The sequence below is a fragment of the Ruegeria sp. J8 genome, assembly GCF_056531925.1.
Window position 1 is genome coordinate 224,755 of record NZ_JBQFMR010000006.1, and the last position, 14,616, is coordinate 239,370.

Below are 14,616 nucleotides of genomic sequence, written 5' to 3' on the forward strand. Positions count from 1 at the left end.
TAGATGGACCTTCTGGATCAGCCAGAGGGCCCAAATGCGTCCGAAAAGGCGGCGCGCAGCCATTCGACCGTGACCTGAACCCGTTTGTATCCGACTGTGTCGGGGTTGAGATAGAGGTTCAGGCTTCGGTTAAATTCGGGCCGGCCTGTGCCCACACGCACCAGATCGTTGCGCCCTTTGGCCAGACACATCGGCAACAGACCCTTGCCGACCCCTGCGGCGACGGCTGAAACCAGAACGCTGGCATCGGTGGCGGTGACGCGCATGGTTTCGGTACTTTTGCTCAGCCGCTCGACAGCCCGGCTGATGATCGGGCGACTTGCGTCTTCGTCAAAAAAGGCGACCCAATTGGCAGGGGGTGTGTCCAGATGCGCCGCACGGTATACGGCATATGGCACCTGACCAAGCGTAACGGTGTATTCCGCAGCTTCGGGTGGAACCTCGAACCACATCTGGATCGATGCTTCACCCGAGACACGCGCAGACGGTGCGCGGGTCATCAGTCGCAGATCCAGTCCCGGATTGGTGGCCAGAAAGCGATCCATGCCGGTCATTGCCAGCCGTTGCATTGTCCATGAATTTCCAACCAGCCGCATCACGCCTACGGCGCTGGCCTGCGATTGCGAAATCTGGTCGGTCATCTGGTGATAATGTGCCTCGATTTGTTCTGCCTGCCGGATCGCGATGACGCCCGCCTAGGTCGGGACAAAGCCGGATTTAGAGCGCACGAACAGGATAACTCCCAGCTCTTTTTCAAGCGCAGTCAGACGCCGCCCCATCGTCGTCGCGTCGACGTCAAGCGCGTGCGCCGCGCCGGTCAGTGAACCGGCCCGACCAATGGCCAGAAGCACTTTCAGATTGTCCCAATTCATGTCAGTTACCTGCAAAATTGCATGATCTTGATGCAGTTTAGTGCCTTTTTGTCAGCAGAAATCAAATCTAAATTCAAGCAATCCAGAAGAGGCACTGCACTTTCCAAAGTTCACAGTGGGTTATGAGTTTTCTTTTTGGGGTGTTGGGGTCTGTTCTGGATCCCGTGATAAAGGACAAGTGAATGCAAGTTTTTTCGAAAGTTTGGACTACGGCGGTCTGCCTGACATTTGTGGCGGCGTGCAGTCAAACCGAGGCTCCGCAGCCCATTCAGGCTGAGCCGATTTTCAACAAGTATGGTGACGTTATCGGATGCTCGGACGGTTCATCACCCGCAGGTACGGCAACCGAGCCCTGTGTGCCGCCGCCGCCTCCACCGGAAGGCTGTGATGATTCCTCGGTTGCTGGAACGGCGTCTGTTCCTTGCACCCCTCCGGGGGAAGAGCGTGACCCAAGCGACAGTTCGACATCCGGCGGTGGGCGTGACCCTGACGGAGGGCGCGATCCAAGCGACAGCACCTCGACCGGAGATGGGCGTGACCCAACGGGGGGGTCGTCCGCACCCGGCACGCCGCGCACGTAAGTTTTTCGATTTTTAAGTCTGTATAGTAACGAGTCTGTCCGGGTAATTGACAATCCTCGACCTGAAATTGGGCCACCGCTTGGTGGCCCTTTTTTCTTCAGTTCATGTCTATGTCGACCCAGACCAGCCGGTGGCGGCTGGCTTTTTCGGCCGCGTCCCGCTCTGGCGTGCCCAGTTTGGGCCAGTACACGCCCGCGCGCTGCACGGTCCAGTGGGCCGAGGGCAGAACATAGTCGACCCTCAGATCCCCGACCGCTTTCCATGTGACCGTAGTCAATGCACCGGTAGGGTCCTGCGGACGCGGGTCGGTCAGGCGCAGGTCGGTCAGCAGGCTGTGGATCGCCAGTTTGAGACCTTCACCCTGCGTCGGATCCTGGTTTGCATCCCCGGCGATGATGAAAGGGCCATTGGGGGCCTGTCCCAGATCGCCATCCAGAACTGCGCGCCACAGCATGATCTCATCATGATTGCGCAGACCATTGCGGTCCTCTGGCCCATCAAACACCGGAGGGGCAGCATGGAAGGTCATCAAAGTTAGCGGCCCTTGTGGGGTTTCTATTGGGACCGCCCAATGGGCCACGGACGAAAGTCGCTGGATGTCCTGCGCGTTGGTGGAGGGGAAGGGTCGCCCATCGACCAGCGGCAACTTGGCATTCGGCAGGTCGCGCCAGCGCAGCGCGGTAAATTCCTGCACCTGATCCGTGGTGATGGGATAGCGCGACAACACTGCCATCCCCGCTTGACCGGTGAACCGGCCCCAGCCCTGGGCATCACCGGGCCCTGATGTGCGGCCATCGCCATCCATATCCAACCCGGTTTCCAGGCCAGAGTTCGGCTGGGCGGCATAGATATGTGGATAGCTCAGCCCCTGTGATGACACTTGCGTGGTCAGCGCCCGGATCGTCTTACCGTTCAGGTCCCAGTCGATCCCCTGCAACGCGACGATATCGGCCTGAACCGCCAACAGGACCTCTACCACCGCTTGAACCTGTGCATCGCCGCGCTGGATATCGCGCAGCAACAGTCCGGGCCCGTCGCGGCTGAGTTCGGTGTTGAAGGTGGCCACGCGTAAAGGTTCTGCCTGCGCCATGATCGGCAGCAGCAGAAGGATCAGGGCACGGATCATGCGGCCTGAGTGGACTCGGTTGTGGAATAGGCGCGGCGTTTTTCGACGATCAGGTTGGCAATCCGCAAAGTCGCCATCCCGCGCATGATCATGCTAGCGGGCAGGAAGGCCCATGCGCTCATCGTCCAGATCAGGGTTTGCGGGTTATTAAGCGAGATGGGATCGGCGTATTCCGTCAGTATCTTGATCAACGCCGGGATCAGGAAGGGCAACAGCACCCCGATCGAGATGTTCAGCCGTCCGTCCCGTTGCAGCCGGGTGACGACGTCGCCGCCCTTGGTCGGGTCGAATAGCGGTAGATTTGTCCAGACATTGAATGCACCGTTGCCGGTTGGCCAACCACGCAGCTTCACCGCATAAGCAAAAGCCGCGATGGTCGCCAAGGCGGCGACATAGGCGACGCTGGCGGAAATACGCACTAGCTCGGTCAGTGGCGCACTTGCCCCTGACGGCAGGATCAGGACGATCAGGCGGACCGGAGAATAGGGGAAGTCCACGATATTCGCGATACCTAGGCCGACCGAATAGAAAACCTCGGTCAGGCTGGTGGGCATATAGGCGTTCTTGCAGATCAGCGTCAGGAAGGTGACCATTGTAACTAACCCGACAAAGCGCAACCGGTTCACCGGCGGCGCATCGCGGAATTCGATAAAGCTGGGAAAGGCCGAGTTATATTCGGCAAAGGTCAGAAAAAATGTGAGAATGGCGAGAAAGACGACGATCTCGGTCCCATTCGTTGACGATACGGGCAGATACAACGCGGGGGTCAGCACCACAAGTGCAACAAGAATGCCCCGAATTGCCGCCCCTGTTGTGCGCGCAATCACTTTCCGAACCCTTTCAAACTGGACGGGCCGATCTTTGCCGACTTCATTCCAACTTGTGCCCGTCATTGATTATTTTGACGGATGCCTCATTAGCGCCAACATTGACCCCCCAAGGCAATTCGCTCAAGCCAAGGTGCAGAAAACACGCCATTTGAGGCAAAAAGATGGCAAAACTGGTGCTGGTTTGCATCATTCCTGACGCAAAACCGTCGTCTAGTTTAAGGTCACCGCAACATGTTGTGTTTGCCGAATTTCAGACCCCAAGAATGCGAAAGGGACCGCCGAAGCGACCCCTTTAAGTTGCATTGCATACGATGTCTAAAAGAATCACACCCACGGACGCGCCTGAGAGGCGTGCTCTTCGAATTTGTCGATATGATGTTCTTTTTCCATCGACAGGCCGATATCGTCCAAACCGTTCAGCAGGCAGTGCTTGCGGTGAGGGTCGATGTCAAATTCGATCTCGACGCCGTCCGAGGTCGTGATCTTCTGATCTTCCAGATGCACAGTCATGCGGGCGTTCTCGCCCTTGTGCGCGTCATCCATTAGAACCGCATGATGCTCTTCTTCGACGACGATGGGCAGGATGCCGTTCTTGAAGCAGTTGTTGAAGAAGATGTCCGCGAAGCTGGTCGAGATCACGACCTTGATGCCGAAATCCTTGATCGCCCAGGGCGCGTGTTCCCGCGACGAGCCGCAACCGAAATTGTCGCCTGCTACCAGAATCTCGGTGTTGCGATAGGCAGGTTTGTTCAGAACGAATTCTTCATTCTCGCCGCCATGGTCGTGATAGCGCATCTCGTCGAACAGCACGACGCCAAGGCCAGACCGTTTGATGGTTTTCAGGTGCACTTTGGGAATGATCATATCGGTGTCGATATTGATCAGTGGCATTGGGGCGGCCACCCCGTGGACTTTGTCAAACTTTTCCATGTTCACACTCCTGCGGGAGAGGGCCGCGCCCGTGCCCCGCGTTTAAGCTTCTTTCGCTTCTGTTGTTTCGTCTTTGGGTGCGTCTTTGACGTAGAACGCCATAAAGACCAGGCCGAGCCCGTTAAAGATCATCTCGATGCCCAATAGAATGCCCAGCAATTGCAGCATGATCGCAGGCTCGACTGTGGCAAAGCGCCAGATAAGCATCGCCAGGACAATCGACATGATGCCAGAGATCAGTGTGGCCCAGAAATATTGAGTGCCACGCATCTGGAACGACAGGATAACTCGGGCGATTCCGCCTGCCAGAAACAGGATCAGACAAACGGTGGCCAGCGTCAGCGTGCCCTGCAACGGGTGACCCAGAAAGGACCAGCCCAGAAACAGCATCACCACACCCATGATGAGTGACAGGATTTTGTTACCCGTGCCTTCGACGGTAAAGCCGCCGACAACTTGCAACGCGCCCGAGATCAGCAGCAACACACCCGTCACCACCGTTACGGCAATCGACGCCACCGCCGGCGCGCCCAGCACAAAGATGCCAAACACGATGGACAGAAGTCCAAGCAGCAGCCATTTGATCCAGTCACTCATTTGTTCAATCCCTCAAATATCTAGATATGAGGGTACCTTACATCAAGTCGCGGACGTCTGTCAGCCGTCCTGTTAGGGCCGCTGCGGCAGCCATTGCCGGGCTCAGCAGGTGGGTGCGTCCTCCGCGGCCCTGACGACCCTCAAAGTTACGGTTCGAGGTCGCGGCACAGCGCTCGCCCGGTTGCAACTGGTCGGGGTTCATCGCCAGACACATCGAACATCCTGCCAGACGCCATTCGAAACCGGCCTCTTTGAAGATGTCGGCCAGACCTTCTTCCTCGGCCTGCAATCGGACCAGACCCGAACCGGGCACGACCATTGCGCGCATCCCGTCCTTGATCTTTTTGCCTTTGAGGATTTCAGCAGCGGCGCGCAGATCTTCGATCCGGCCATTGGTGCAAGACCCGATAAAGACGGTGTCGATTTCCACGTCGCTCAGCTTCTGACCGGCTTCCAGTCCCATGTATTCGATCGAGCGGCGGGCCGCGTCAACTTTGCCGCCTTCGAAATCTTCGGGGTTCGGCACGGTTGCGGTGATCGGCAACACGTCTTCGGGGCTGGTGCCCCATGTCACCACGGGCGCGATATCTTCGCCGCGCAGGGTCACGACCTTGTCGAAATGCGCGCCTTCATCGGTGTAAAGCGTTTTCCACCACTCCATTGCGGCTTCCCACTGGGCGCCTTTCGGGGCGTGGGGGCGGCCTTTGACGTATTCGAACGTGGTCTCATCGGGGGCGATCAGACCCGCGCGGGCACCGCCTTCGATCGCCATGTTACAGACGGTCATGCGGCCTTCCATCGACAGATCGCGGATCGCTTCGCCGCAATATTCGATGACATAGCCGGTGCCGCCTGCTGTGCCGGTCTCACCGATCACGGCCAGAGTGATATCCTTGGCGGTCACGCCCGGCTGCAATTTGCCGGTGATTTCCACCTTCATGTTCTTGGATTTCTTCTGGATCAGAGTCTGCGTGGCCAGAACATGCTCAACCTCAGAAGTACCAATGCCGTGGGCCAGAGCACCAAACGCGCCATGGGTGGCGGTGTGGCTGTCGCCGCAGACAACGGTCATGCCGGGCAGGGTCCAACCTTGTTCGGGGCCGACGATGTGGACGATGCCCTGACGGACGTCATGCACCGGGTAGTAGTGAATGCCGAAATCCTTGGCATTCTTGTCCAGCGCCTCGACCTGAATGCGTGATTCCGGGTTTTCGATCCCGTTCACGCGGTCCGGCGTGGTGGGCACGTTGTGATCCGGCACGGCGATGGTTTTTTCCGGCGCACGCACCTTGCGGCCCGCCATGCGCAGGCCTTCGAAGGCCTGAGGGCTGGTCACTTCGTGTACCAGATGGCGGTCGATATACAGCAGGCAAGTGCCATCGTCGGCTTCATGCGCGACATGGGCATCCCAGATCTTGTCATAGAGTGTTTTGGGGGACATCGGTCCTCTCCCGTATGTAATGAGAATTGGCTGGCGAGGTGGCTTAGGCCGCCGATAGGCGGGCCAGAACCGTGCGGGCAGCCCCATAGAACCGTTCGCGCAGACGGGCGCGATCTTCAAGGTTCTGAATCTGGGCTACGGTGAGTCTCATGGCGTCCAGATATATTGCCCATTGCCGTCAATCAAGGTTCAAAACCGCGTCAGGCTTGCATCATGGGGCTGTGCTGTCCAAGCTGCAGGTATGAATCAAGACCTGATCCCCAGCTCGCTGTCGGACCTTTATGACAACATGGTCGCGGGCTTTTCTGTGCAATTCGAAAACCTTCTTGAACTGGTGGTCACGCCGGGCTGGCGTCAGCACCAGCTGGTGATCATTCTATTGCTATGGGCTTTGGCATTTGGCCTTAAGCTTTTCACGCAAGGCCGGTGGGATTCTTGGGCGCGGGCGCGCACTGGGTGGCCCAAATGGCGTTTGCGCGTTTTAGTACAGCTGATGCAGCGCTTGACGCTGGTCTATTTCGTAGTGCTGTCCTGGGCACTGTATCTGGTCATGCAGCAGATCACATGGCCGTCCCGCAGCTATATCATTGGCGTTATCGCGACTTTGGCGACGGCGTGGTTGGCCATAGCGCTGGTGGCGCGACTGGTGCGCAACCGGACGCTGCGGCGGATCTTCAAATGGGCCATGTGGGTCTATGCAACGCTTGTTGCCCTGAATCTGACTGATGACGTGGCCGAGTTTTTGGACGGAGTCGCGATTTCTATTGGAGATCTGCATATCTCGGTGCTGGGGATCATCAAGGCGACGCTGTTGATCGGTGTTCTGCTGACGTTGGCGCGTGTGGGTACGCGCGCAGCCGAACGTGGTTTGAAAAACAACGATGACATTACGCCTTCCATGCAGGTGCTATTGGCCAAGGGCATGCAGGTGGTTCTGTATGGTGCGGTTTTCTTGGCAGCCATTCGAACGTTGGGCTTTGACCTGACCGGGATTGCGCTGTTGTCCGGTGCCATCGGTGTGGGCATCGGGTTTGGGCTGCAAAAGGTGGTATCGAACCTAATCTCGGGGATTATCATCCTGATGGATCGCTCGATCAAGCCGGGCGACGTGATCTCGCTGGGGGATACGTTTGGGTGGATCAACGCGCTGGGCGCGCGTTATGTCTCGGTCGTGACACGGGACGGGCGGGAATACCTGATCCCGAACGAAGATCTGATTACCAGTCAGGTCGTGAACTGGTCGCATTCCGACAAGTTCGTGCGGCTGGATCTGGAGTTTGGTACCAGCTATGGCGACGATCCCCACAAGGTGCGCGCCACCGCTATCCGTTCAGTGAAGTCCGTGGCCCGCGTGCTGAGTGGCGGTCTACATGAACCGGTCTGCCATATCACTGGATTCGGGGACAGCAGCGTCGACTACGTGCTGCGGTTCTGGATCAGCGACCCAACCAAGGGGCTGACCAATATCCGCGGCAATGTCTACCTAGCGCTCTGGGATGCGTTTCAGGCCGAGGGTATCTCGCTGCCCTTCCCGCAGCGCGAGGTGCGCCTGCTGCCCGACGCAGACCCGCAACAGATCGTAGAGGATTGACGCTGCGTTGATGGCGCGTTCATTGAAATGTTGCATTCCCCTTGTTACCTTATTAGTACCCCGGCGCCGGGATTTGATGGCGCGCAGCAAAGGAGGACTATGTCCTGTCTCTACATACCCAGGCGGGGTTGCCCGCCGATGACGGGGCCAGCGTGATGGCCCACTCTCAGTCAATCAGCGACAAGCTGCTTGAGCGTATCCTTTCCTCACTTTCCGATGACAAGGCCGAAGACGTCGTGCAGATTAACCTGCAAGGTAAGTCTTCTGTTGCGGATCACATGGTGATTGCCTCGGGTCGGTCGACCCGTCAGGTCTCGGCCATGGCGGAAAAGCTGACGGATCGCATCAAGCAGGAATTCGGTTTCACCTCGAAGGTCGAAGGCAAGGATGCCGGCGACTGGGTGCTGATCGATACGGGCGACGTTATCGTCCATATCTTCCGCCCCGAAGTGCGTGAATTCTACCAGCTGGAAAAGATGTGGCTGCCTCAGGGCGGCAGCGCCTCGGCGAACTGAGGCGCTATCCCGGCCTGTATTGAAAGGCCGGAGGCGAGAGAGATATGCGGATTAGCATAGTTGCGGTCGGGCGATTGCGCGCCGGACCCGAGAAGACCCTGCTTGACGATTACCTGACACGCTTTGACCGGACCGGACGCGCTTTGGGCCTTGGTCCTGCGCGGGTGATCGAGGTTGAAGACAAGAAAAACGCTGGAATGGGCGCTGAGGCGACGCTGCTTCGCAAGGCGCTGCCCAAAGGCGCGGTCATCTGTACTCTGGACGAACGGGGCCGTGTGATGTCCTCGCCGGAATTTGCCAAAAAGCTGGGCGGCTGGCGCGATGCCGGGCGGCAAGATTTGGCGCTGATCATCGGCGGGGCAGACGGAATAGACCTTAATCTGCGTGCCGAGGCGGATTTTTCGATCTCATTTGGTTCGATGGTATGGCCCCATATGCTGGTCCGTGTGATGCTGGCCGAGCAACTCTATCGGGCCGCAACCATTTTGTCGGGCGGCCCCTATCACCGGGTCTGATATGGCGCAGCTTTTGATCATTTACCATTCGCGCACCGGCGGGGCCCGGCAAATGGCCGAAGCTGCAGCCAAGGCTGCAGGGGATGAGGCGGATGTGGTTCTGAAACCCGCCGATCAGGCCGGACCCGAAGATTTGTTGCAAGCCGACGGCTATATCTTCTGCGCGCCCGAGAATCTGGCCGCGATTTCGGGTCTGATGAAAGAGTTTTTCGACCGCAGCTATTATCCGATGCTGGGTCGGATCGAAGGCCGCCCCTATGCGCAGATGATCTGCGCCGGGTCTGATGGCGAAAACGCCGCGCGACAAACCGCCCGCATCGCAACCGGTTGGCGGTTGAAAGAGGTGCAGCCGCCGCTGATCATCTGCACCCATGCGCAAACACCCGAGGCGATTCTGGCCGAGAAAACCATCCCCGACGACCAGCTTGAAAATTGCCGCGAGCTGGGTCTTGCCATGGCCGCCGGTTTGCAGATGGGCGTGTTCTGACTTCAGTTCAGGTCGACCACAAAGGTATTTTTGGCCCAGCCATCCGTATTGGTGCGGGCCTGTACCTGCACTTGCGACGTGCCCGCCGGGATCGCCACACCGCTTAGTGAGCGGGTAAAGGGCTGTTCATTCTCATGCGGGTGATGCAGCACGCGCAGTCCCAGCTCTTTCCCCTCCATATCCAGCACACGCCAGCCATCTGCATAGTCATCCCATCCGGTTTCAGGATGTGAGACGGTCACATCGAATCGCCATGTGCCACCGTTTGATTTCGCGGTGACGGCTTCGATCACGGGGTCATCTGCAAGGGCCGGAGTGGCCAGAAGGGCGCTCAGAACAAGATATCTCATGATATGAACTTAACCTTTTGTGGTGAGCTGAGGGATCACGATCCGGTGTTGAGGAGAATTGTGCGGGAATGCGACGCGAATTCACGCCGATAGAGCATAGCCAGCGTGATCACCGTGCCCGCAATCAGCGCATAGGGGCCCAAGATCCATGCAACAGAAGCCAGCGCAAAATAGGTCGCCCGCAGACCACGATTGAAACTACGCGCGGCGGTGACGCAAATCTCGGCCGCTTGGGCGGCGCGCGGATAGGCGGCGGGCTCTTCAGGGTCATTTGGCACAGCCGCCATCAATACGGCGCAATAGCCAAACAACCGGTGTGCCCAGACATATTTTAGAAAAGCATTCGCCAAAAACAGCAGGATCACAAGAATTTTGACCTCCCACACCAGCGCGGGCGCGGTTCCCAGTGCCAGATCCTGCGCCAGCCCGGCCAGGCGCTCTGTGTTGCCCAGCAGAGCTAGTCCACCCCCGATGGCAATCATCGTGGTTGAGGCAAAGAACGTGCTGCCCTGCCGCATCGTGCCGACGACCTGCGCGTCAAACATGCGCGGCTGACGGGTCACCATTTCTTTCATCCAGTCTCGGCGGTAGTCGTCCATGATCATTCCAACCGAGGGCTTGTTCGGTGACGGGTTTTCGATCCGCCAGCCGATCCCCAGCCACGCGCCGATCAGCAGGGCGATACCGACGAAATCCAACGGTGCGAAGGGCATTGATTGATAAATCCAGGACATGCATTGGACCCTACGTTTTACGGGAAAAACTTGCCAGATCGGAAAATTGGTAATATTATTTTACCAAACTGGAGGATCAGCCATGGAAATGCCGACGCCTAACCCTGACGTTCTGCGCCGAAAGGATGCGGTGTTGCGCCGTTTGCTGCAAGTGCTGCCTGAAGACGCCGTTATTCACGACCCGGCCGAGACGCGCGCTTATGAATGCGACGCGCTGACAGCTTATCGTTGCCCTCCGATGCTGGCGGTGCTGCCGTCTACGACCGGCGAAGTTTCGGACGTGCTGCGCATCTGCAATGAAGAGGGGGTTCCGGTCGTCCCGCGCGGCTCGGGTACTTCGCTGGCGGGTGGGGCGTTGCCCACGGCTGACAGTGTTATTCTGGGCATTGCCCGGATGAACGATGTGTTGGAGACCGACTATGACAACCGCATCATCCGCGTGCAGACCGGCCGCACCAACCTGAGCGTGACCGGCGCGGTGGAGGCGGAAGACTTCTTCTATGCTCCTGATCCTTCATCGCAGCTGGCTTGTGCGATAGCGGGCAATATTGGAATGAATTCGGGCGGGGCGCATTGTTTGAAATATGGTGTGACCACAAATAATCTGTTGGGCGTCAAAATGGTGATGATGGACGGCAGCGTGGTCGAGATCGGCGGCGCGCATCTGGACGCGGGCGGGTTGGACCTGCTGGGCGTGATCTGTGGTTCGGAAGGGCAGTTAGGCGTTGTGACCGAGGCAACGTTGCGAATTCTGCGAAAGCCCGAGGGTGCGCGGCCCGTGCTGATGGGGTTCGATGATAACGAAGTCGCCGGGCAATGTGTCTCTGACATTATTAAATCGGGCATTCTGCCGGTGGCGATCGAATTCATGGATACACTGTGCATCAAGGCGTGTGAGAATTTTGCGCAGGCGGGCTATCCCGATTGCCATGCTTTGCTGATTGTCGAGGTCGAAGGATCAGAGGCCGAGATCGACTATCAGCTGTCCAAAATCATAGAGATTGCCAAGCGTCACAATCCGGTCGAGCTGCGCGAAAGTCAGTCGGCTGAGGAAAGCGCGAAAATCTGGTTGGGCCGAAAATCCGCCTTTGGCGCGATGGGGCAGATGAACGATTACATGTGCCTCGATGGGACGATCCCAGTTTCTGCCTTGCCGCAGGTACTGCGCCGTATCGGAGAGCTGAGCGAGGAATATGGCCTTCCGGTGGGCAACGTATTCCACGCGGGCGACGGCAATATGCACCCGCTGATTCTGTTTGATGCCAACAAGCCTGGCGATCTTGAGAAATGCGAGGCGTTCGGCGCGGAAATCCTGAAGCTGTGCGTGGATGTGGGTGGCTGCCTGACCGGCGAGCATGGTGTGGGCATCGAAAAGCGGGATCTGATGTCGCATCAATACGCGCCAGCGGACCTTGAAGCGCAGATGGCCGTCAAGGATGTGTTTGATCCGAACTGGTTGCTGAACCCGGCCAAGGTGTTCCCGCTGGATGTGTCTGAGGCGCGCCGGATTGCAGCCGAGTAAGGGGGCGCTGCCCCCATCGCGGCAAGCCGCGATTCCCCCGAGGTATTTTTGAACAGAAGAAATGTCATGAGACCTGAAACAGAGGCCGAACTGGCCGAAATAGTGGCCGGGCTGCAGGGCCCCGTGCGAATTGCCGGTGGTGGATCCCGCGGGATCGGCGGGCCCGAGATGACCATCGAAACCGGCGGACTGAGCGGTATTTCCCTGTATGAGCCGGGTGCGCTGACGATTGTGGCGCAGGCCGGTACTCCGGTGGCCGAGGTCGAGGCGGCGTTAGAGGCCGGAGGGCAGCAATTGGCGTTTGAACCGATGGATCATCGCGGTCTGTTGGGCACGAATGGTGCGCCGACCATTGGCGGTGTCGTGGCCGCTAATATCTCAGGCCCGCGCCGCATTCAGGCCGGGGCTTGCCGTGATTTCCTGTTGGGCGTGCGATATGTCGATGGCAAGGGCCATGTGGTCAAGAATGGCGGGCGGGTGATGAAAAACGTCACCGGCTATGATCTTGTCAAACTGATGGGCGGGTCATGGGGCACGTTGGGTGTTCTGACCGAAGTGTCGCTGAAAGTGCTGCCCAAGCCAGAGGCGGTGGCGACATTGGCCGTGCGCGCTGATGATGTCAGCGCGGCTGTTGCGGTGATGTCAGCGGCGTTGAAATCCCCGTTCGAAGTGTCGGGTGCGGCCTATGATCCGCAAGAGATGCGGGTTCTTCTGAGGGTCGAAGGGTTCACGGACTCTGTCGCCTATCGCGTTGAGCAGTTGAAATCGACATTGGCCGTTTTCGGAGAGATTGCTGAGATCGATGGCTCGGTCGAGCGGTGGCAGGCCATTCGGGACGTATCTGCGTTTCATGGTGTGGATGGGGATGTGTGGCGGATTTCGGTCAAACCTTCGGATGCGACCGGGATTGCGCAGCGGATTGGAGCGGATCGAACCCTCTATGACTGGGGCGGCGGGCTGATCTGGGCGCTGGTGCCCAAAGGCACGGACCTGCGCGCACGCGTCGGCGCATTTGACGGTCACGCGACCTTGGTCAGAGCAAATGCGGAAACGATTGAGGTCCTGGGGCGTTTTCAGCCGGAAAGCCCCGGAGTTCAGGCTCTGACAAAGGGCATTCGACAGCGTTTCGACCCGCGCGGGTTGTTCAACCCGGGTCTGATGGGGTAAACAGATGCAGACAATATTCACTGAAAAACAACTGCAAGACCCGGCGATTCAGCGCTCGAACGAGATCCTGCGCAACTGCGTCCATTGCGGGTTTTGCACCGCCACATGCCCCACCTATCAGGTGCTGGGCGATGAGCTGGACAGCCCGCGCGGGCGGATTTACCTGATCAAGGACATGCTGGAAAACGAGCGTGTGCCGGATGAGAAAACGGTCAAACATATCGACCGCTGCCTGTCCTGTCTGGCCTGCATGACCACGTGCCCGTCCGGTGTGCATTACATGCATCTGGTCGATCACGCGCGTGAATATATCGAACAGAATTACAAACGGCCCTTCACCGACCGCGCCCTGCGCTGGGTGCTGGCGCAGATTCTGCCTTATCCGATGCGGTTCCGCTGGGCTTTGATCGGGGCTAAGCTGGGCCGTCCGTTCAAATTCCTGATGCCAGATGCGCGGTTGCGGGCGATGCTGGATATGGCGCCAAAACATATCCCTCCGGTCAGTCGCAACGACGACCCGCAAAGCTTTGCCCCCAAGGGTGCGCACAAAAAGCGTGTGGCGCTTATGACGGGGTGCGCGCAAAAGGCGCTGAACACTGATATCAACGATGCCACTATCCGTTTGCTGACCCGGCTGGGGTGTGAGGTTGTCGTGGCCGAAGGTGCGGGCTGTTGTGGAGCGCTGACGCATCACATGGGCAAGTCCGATGACAGCCACAAAGCGGCCGCTGCCAATATCCGCGCTTGGGTGGCCGAGATAGACGGGGACGGGTTGGATGCCATCGTCATCAACACTTCGGGCTGTGGAACGACCGTGAAGGACTACGGGCATATGTTCCGCAATGACGCGTTGGCCAAAGATGCGGCGAGGGTGTCGGAGATTGCCATGGATATCAGCGAGCTACTGATGCAGCTGGATATGCCCGAAGGTGGCGAAAAGGGTCTGACTGTGGCCTATCACGCAGCCTGTTCGTTGCAGCATGGTCAGAAAATCAAAACCTATCCCAAGGACCTTTTGAAACGTGCAGGGTTTACTGTGGTCGAACCTGCGGACAGCCATCTGTGCTGTGGCAGCGCCGGAACCTACAACCTGATGCAGCCCGAGATTTCCGGGAAACTCAAACAACGCAAGGTCAGGACGCTGGAGGCTGGTAACCCTGATGTGATTGCCGCAGGCAACATCGGATGTATGATGCAGATCGGATCGGCTACCGAGGTTCCGATTCTGCACACGGTCGAGTTGTTGGACTGGACGACCGGAGGGCCCCTGCCAAGGGCCATGCAGCAGGACCACAGGCCGGACCGCGAGGTGCCGATCTTAAGGTAGGTATCTGTTCCGGCGACGCACTGGTCGCGTT

At 58.4% G+C, this 14,616-nt stretch carries 18 protein-coding genes; 8 read left to right on the forward strand and 10 right to left on the reverse strand.

Annotation, left to right across the window (positions count from 1 at the left end; genetic code table 11):
- Positions 1-17: 17 nt before the first annotated feature.
- Positions 18-641 (reverse strand): LysR substrate-binding domain-containing protein, encoded by a 624-nt coding sequence (locus ACR0L1_RS14385; RefSeq protein ID WP_480859532.1) that lies wholly within the window; start codon positions 639-641, stop codon positions 18-20.
- A 54-nt stretch (positions 642-695) separates the two neighbouring features.
- Positions 696-872 carry a helix-turn-helix domain-containing protein gene (locus ACR0L1_RS14390; protein ID WP_480859534.1) on the reverse strand — a complete coding sequence of 59 codons (177 nt, stop codon included), beginning with the start codon at positions 870-872 and terminating at the stop codon, positions 696-698.
- A 182-nt stretch (positions 873-1,054) separates the two neighbouring features.
- Here ACR0L1_RS14390 and ACR0L1_RS14395 point away from each other — a divergent pair, with 182 nt between their 5' ends.
- On the forward strand, positions 1,055-1,453 hold the full coding sequence (locus ACR0L1_RS14395) for a hypothetical protein (protein ID WP_170771090.1): 399 nt from the start codon (positions 1,055-1,057) through the stop codon (positions 1,451-1,453).
- Between the two features lie 97 nt (positions 1,454-1,550).
- On the opposite strand, the gene ACR0L1_RS14400 is transcribed toward ACR0L1_RS14395, so the two are convergent.
- The 6 genes from ACR0L1_RS14400 to ACR0L1_RS14425 form a co-directional block, all read right to left on the reverse strand.
- Positions 1,551-2,579, reverse strand: a complete 1,029-nt coding sequence (locus ACR0L1_RS14400) for an endonuclease/exonuclease/phosphatase family protein (protein WP_480859536.1) — start codon at positions 2,577-2,579, stop codon at positions 1,551-1,553.
- Entirely contained in the window at positions 2,576-3,406 is an 831-nt protein-coding gene (locus ACR0L1_RS14405; RefSeq protein ID WP_480859537.1) for a hypothetical protein, read from the reverse strand. Before ACR0L1_RS14405 ends, ACR0L1_RS14400 begins: the two co-directional genes overlap by 4 nt.
- Before the next feature lie 327 nt (positions 3,407-3,733).
- Positions 3,734-4,339: a 3-isopropylmalate dehydratase small subunit gene (gene leuD / locus ACR0L1_RS14410; RefSeq protein ID WP_170790125.1), complete on the reverse strand. Its 606-nt coding sequence runs from the start codon at positions 4,337-4,339 to the stop codon at positions 3,734-3,736.
- A gap of 42 nt (positions 4,340-4,381) precedes the next feature.
- Positions 4,382-4,936: an HdeD family acid-resistance protein gene (locus ACR0L1_RS14415; protein ID WP_170771080.1), complete on the reverse strand. Its 555-nt coding sequence runs from the start codon at positions 4,934-4,936 to the stop codon at positions 4,382-4,384.
- 37 nt (positions 4,937-4,973) lie between these two features.
- Positions 4,974-6,377, reverse strand: coding sequence for a 3-isopropylmalate dehydratase large subunit (gene leuC, locus ACR0L1_RS14420; protein ID WP_170786357.1), 1,404 nt, complete (start codon positions 6,375-6,377; stop codon positions 4,974-4,976).
- A 43-nt stretch (positions 6,378-6,420) separates the two neighbouring features.
- Complete coding sequence (locus tag ACR0L1_RS14425; protein ID WP_174819376.1) at positions 6,421-6,528, reverse strand: isopropylmalate isomerase; 108 nt, start codon at positions 6,526-6,528, stop codon at positions 6,421-6,423.
- A 90-nt stretch (positions 6,529-6,618) separates the two neighbouring features.
- On the opposite strand from ACR0L1_RS14425, the gene ACR0L1_RS14430 reads away from it, so the two are divergent.
- The 4 genes from ACR0L1_RS14430 (at position 6,619) to ACR0L1_RS14445 (ending at position 9,485) form a co-directional block, all read left to right on the forward strand.
- On the forward strand, positions 6,619-7,968 hold the full coding sequence (locus ACR0L1_RS14430) for a mechanosensitive ion channel family protein (RefSeq protein WP_480859539.1): 1,350 nt from the start codon (positions 6,619-6,621) through the stop codon (positions 7,966-7,968).
- A gap of 155 nt (positions 7,969-8,123) precedes the next feature.
- Positions 8,124-8,483 (forward strand): ribosome silencing factor, encoded by a 360-nt coding sequence (rsfS, locus tag ACR0L1_RS14435; protein ID WP_058276550.1) that lies wholly within the window; start codon positions 8,124-8,126, stop codon positions 8,481-8,483.
- A 44-nt stretch (positions 8,484-8,527) separates the two neighbouring features.
- Positions 8,528-8,998, forward strand: a complete 471-nt coding sequence (rlmH, locus tag ACR0L1_RS14440) for a 23S rRNA (pseudouridine(1915)-N(3))-methyltransferase RlmH (protein WP_480504210.1) — start codon at positions 8,528-8,530, stop codon at positions 8,996-8,998.
- 1 nt (position 8,999) lies between these two features.
- Entirely contained in the window at positions 9,000-9,485 is a 486-nt protein-coding gene (locus tag ACR0L1_RS14445) for a flavodoxin family protein (protein ID WP_480859541.1), read from the forward strand.
- Positions 9,486-9,487: 2 nt separating this feature from the next.
- Here ACR0L1_RS14445 and ACR0L1_RS14450 read toward each other — a convergent pair whose 3' ends face one another.
- Together ACR0L1_RS14450 and ACR0L1_RS14455 are read right to left on the reverse strand one after the other, a co-directional pair.
- Positions 9,488-9,835, reverse strand: a complete 348-nt coding sequence (locus ACR0L1_RS14450; protein ID WP_170786363.1) for a hypothetical protein — start codon at positions 9,833-9,835, stop codon at positions 9,488-9,490.
- Between the two features lie 35 nt (positions 9,836-9,870).
- Positions 9,871-10,569, reverse strand: coding sequence for a DUF599 domain-containing protein (locus ACR0L1_RS14455; protein WP_170786365.1), 699 nt, complete (start codon positions 10,567-10,569; stop codon positions 9,871-9,873).
- 82 nt (positions 10,570-10,651) lie between these two features.
- Between ACR0L1_RS14455 and ACR0L1_RS14460 the strand changes: the two genes are divergently transcribed.
- The 3 genes from ACR0L1_RS14460 (at position 10,652) to glcF (ending at position 14,585) form a co-directional block, all read left to right on the forward strand.
- Positions 10,652-12,091, forward strand: a complete 1,440-nt coding sequence (locus tag ACR0L1_RS14460; protein ID WP_480504209.1) for an FAD-linked oxidase C-terminal domain-containing protein — start codon at positions 10,652-10,654, stop codon at positions 12,089-12,091.
- A 66-nt stretch (positions 12,092-12,157) separates the two neighbouring features.
- The gene (locus tag ACR0L1_RS14465; protein ID WP_480859543.1) at positions 12,158-13,258 is read left to right on the forward strand and encodes an FAD-binding protein; all 1,101 of its coding nucleotides are present in this window, start codon (positions 12,158-12,160) and stop codon (positions 13,256-13,258) included.
- A 4-nt stretch (positions 13,259-13,262) separates the two neighbouring features.
- Positions 13,263-14,585, forward strand: a complete 1,323-nt coding sequence (glcF, locus tag ACR0L1_RS14470; RefSeq protein ID WP_480859545.1) for a glycolate oxidase subunit GlcF — start codon at positions 13,263-13,265, stop codon at positions 14,583-14,585.
- Positions 14,586-14,616: the final 31 nt, after the last annotated feature.

Bases quoted from the DNA above. Each gene is read 5' to 3' on its own strand.
- ACR0L1_RS14395 (WP_170771090.1), top strand. From the start codon at position 1,055: ATGCAAGTTTTTTCGAAAGTTTGGACTACGGCGGTCTGCCTGACATTT.
- leuD (WP_170790125.1), bottom strand. From the start codon at position 4,339: ATGGAAAAGTTTGACAAAGTCCACGGGGTGGCCGCCCCAATGCCACTG.
- ACR0L1_RS14430 (WP_480859539.1), top strand. From the start codon at position 6,619: ATGAATCAAGACCTGATCCCCAGCTCGCTGTCGGACCTTTATGACAAC.
- ACR0L1_RS14415 (WP_170771080.1), bottom strand. From the start codon at position 4,936: ATGAGTGACTGGATCAAATGGCTGCTGCTTGGACTTCTGTCCATCGTG.
- ACR0L1_RS14385 (WP_480859532.1), bottom strand. From the start codon at position 641: ATGACCGACCAGATTTCGCAATCGCAGGCCAGCGCCGTAGGCGTGATG.
- ACR0L1_RS14400 (WP_480859536.1), bottom strand. From the start codon at position 2,579: ATGATCCGTGCCCTGATCCTTCTGCTGCTGCCGATCATGGCGCAGGCA.
- ACR0L1_RS14445 (WP_480859541.1), top strand. From the start codon at position 9,000: ATGGCGCAGCTTTTGATCATTTACCATTCGCGCACCGGCGGGGCCCGG.
- ACR0L1_RS14390 (WP_480859534.1), bottom strand. From the start codon at position 872: ATGAATTGGGACAATCTGAAAGTGCTTCTGGCCATTGGTCGGGCCGGT.
- rlmH (WP_480504210.1), top strand. From the start codon at position 8,528: ATGCGGATTAGCATAGTTGCGGTCGGGCGATTGCGCGCCGGACCCGAG.
- glcF (WP_480859545.1), top strand. From the start codon at position 13,263: ATGCAGACAATATTCACTGAAAAACAACTGCAAGACCCGGCGATTCAG.
- ACR0L1_RS14425 (WP_174819376.1), bottom strand. From the start codon at position 6,528: ATGAGACTCACCGTAGCCCAGATTCAGAACCTTGAAGATCGCGCCCGT.
- ACR0L1_RS14460 (WP_480504209.1), top strand. From the start codon at position 10,652: ATGGAAATGCCGACGCCTAACCCTGACGTTCTGCGCCGAAAGGATGCG.
- ACR0L1_RS14465 (WP_480859543.1), top strand. From the start codon at position 12,158: ATGAGACCTGAAACAGAGGCCGAACTGGCCGAAATAGTGGCCGGGCTG.
- rsfS (WP_058276550.1), top strand. From the start codon at position 8,124: ATGGCCCACTCTCAGTCAATCAGCGACAAGCTGCTTGAGCGTATCCTT.
- leuC (WP_170786357.1), bottom strand. From the start codon at position 6,377: ATGTCCCCCAAAACACTCTATGACAAGATCTGGGATGCCCATGTCGCG.
- ACR0L1_RS14450 (WP_170786363.1), bottom strand. From the start codon at position 9,835: ATGAGATATCTTGTTCTGAGCGCCCTTCTGGCCACTCCGGCCCTTGCA.
- ACR0L1_RS14455 (WP_170786365.1), bottom strand. From the start codon at position 10,569: ATGTCCTGGATTTATCAATCAATGCCCTTCGCACCGTTGGATTTCGTC.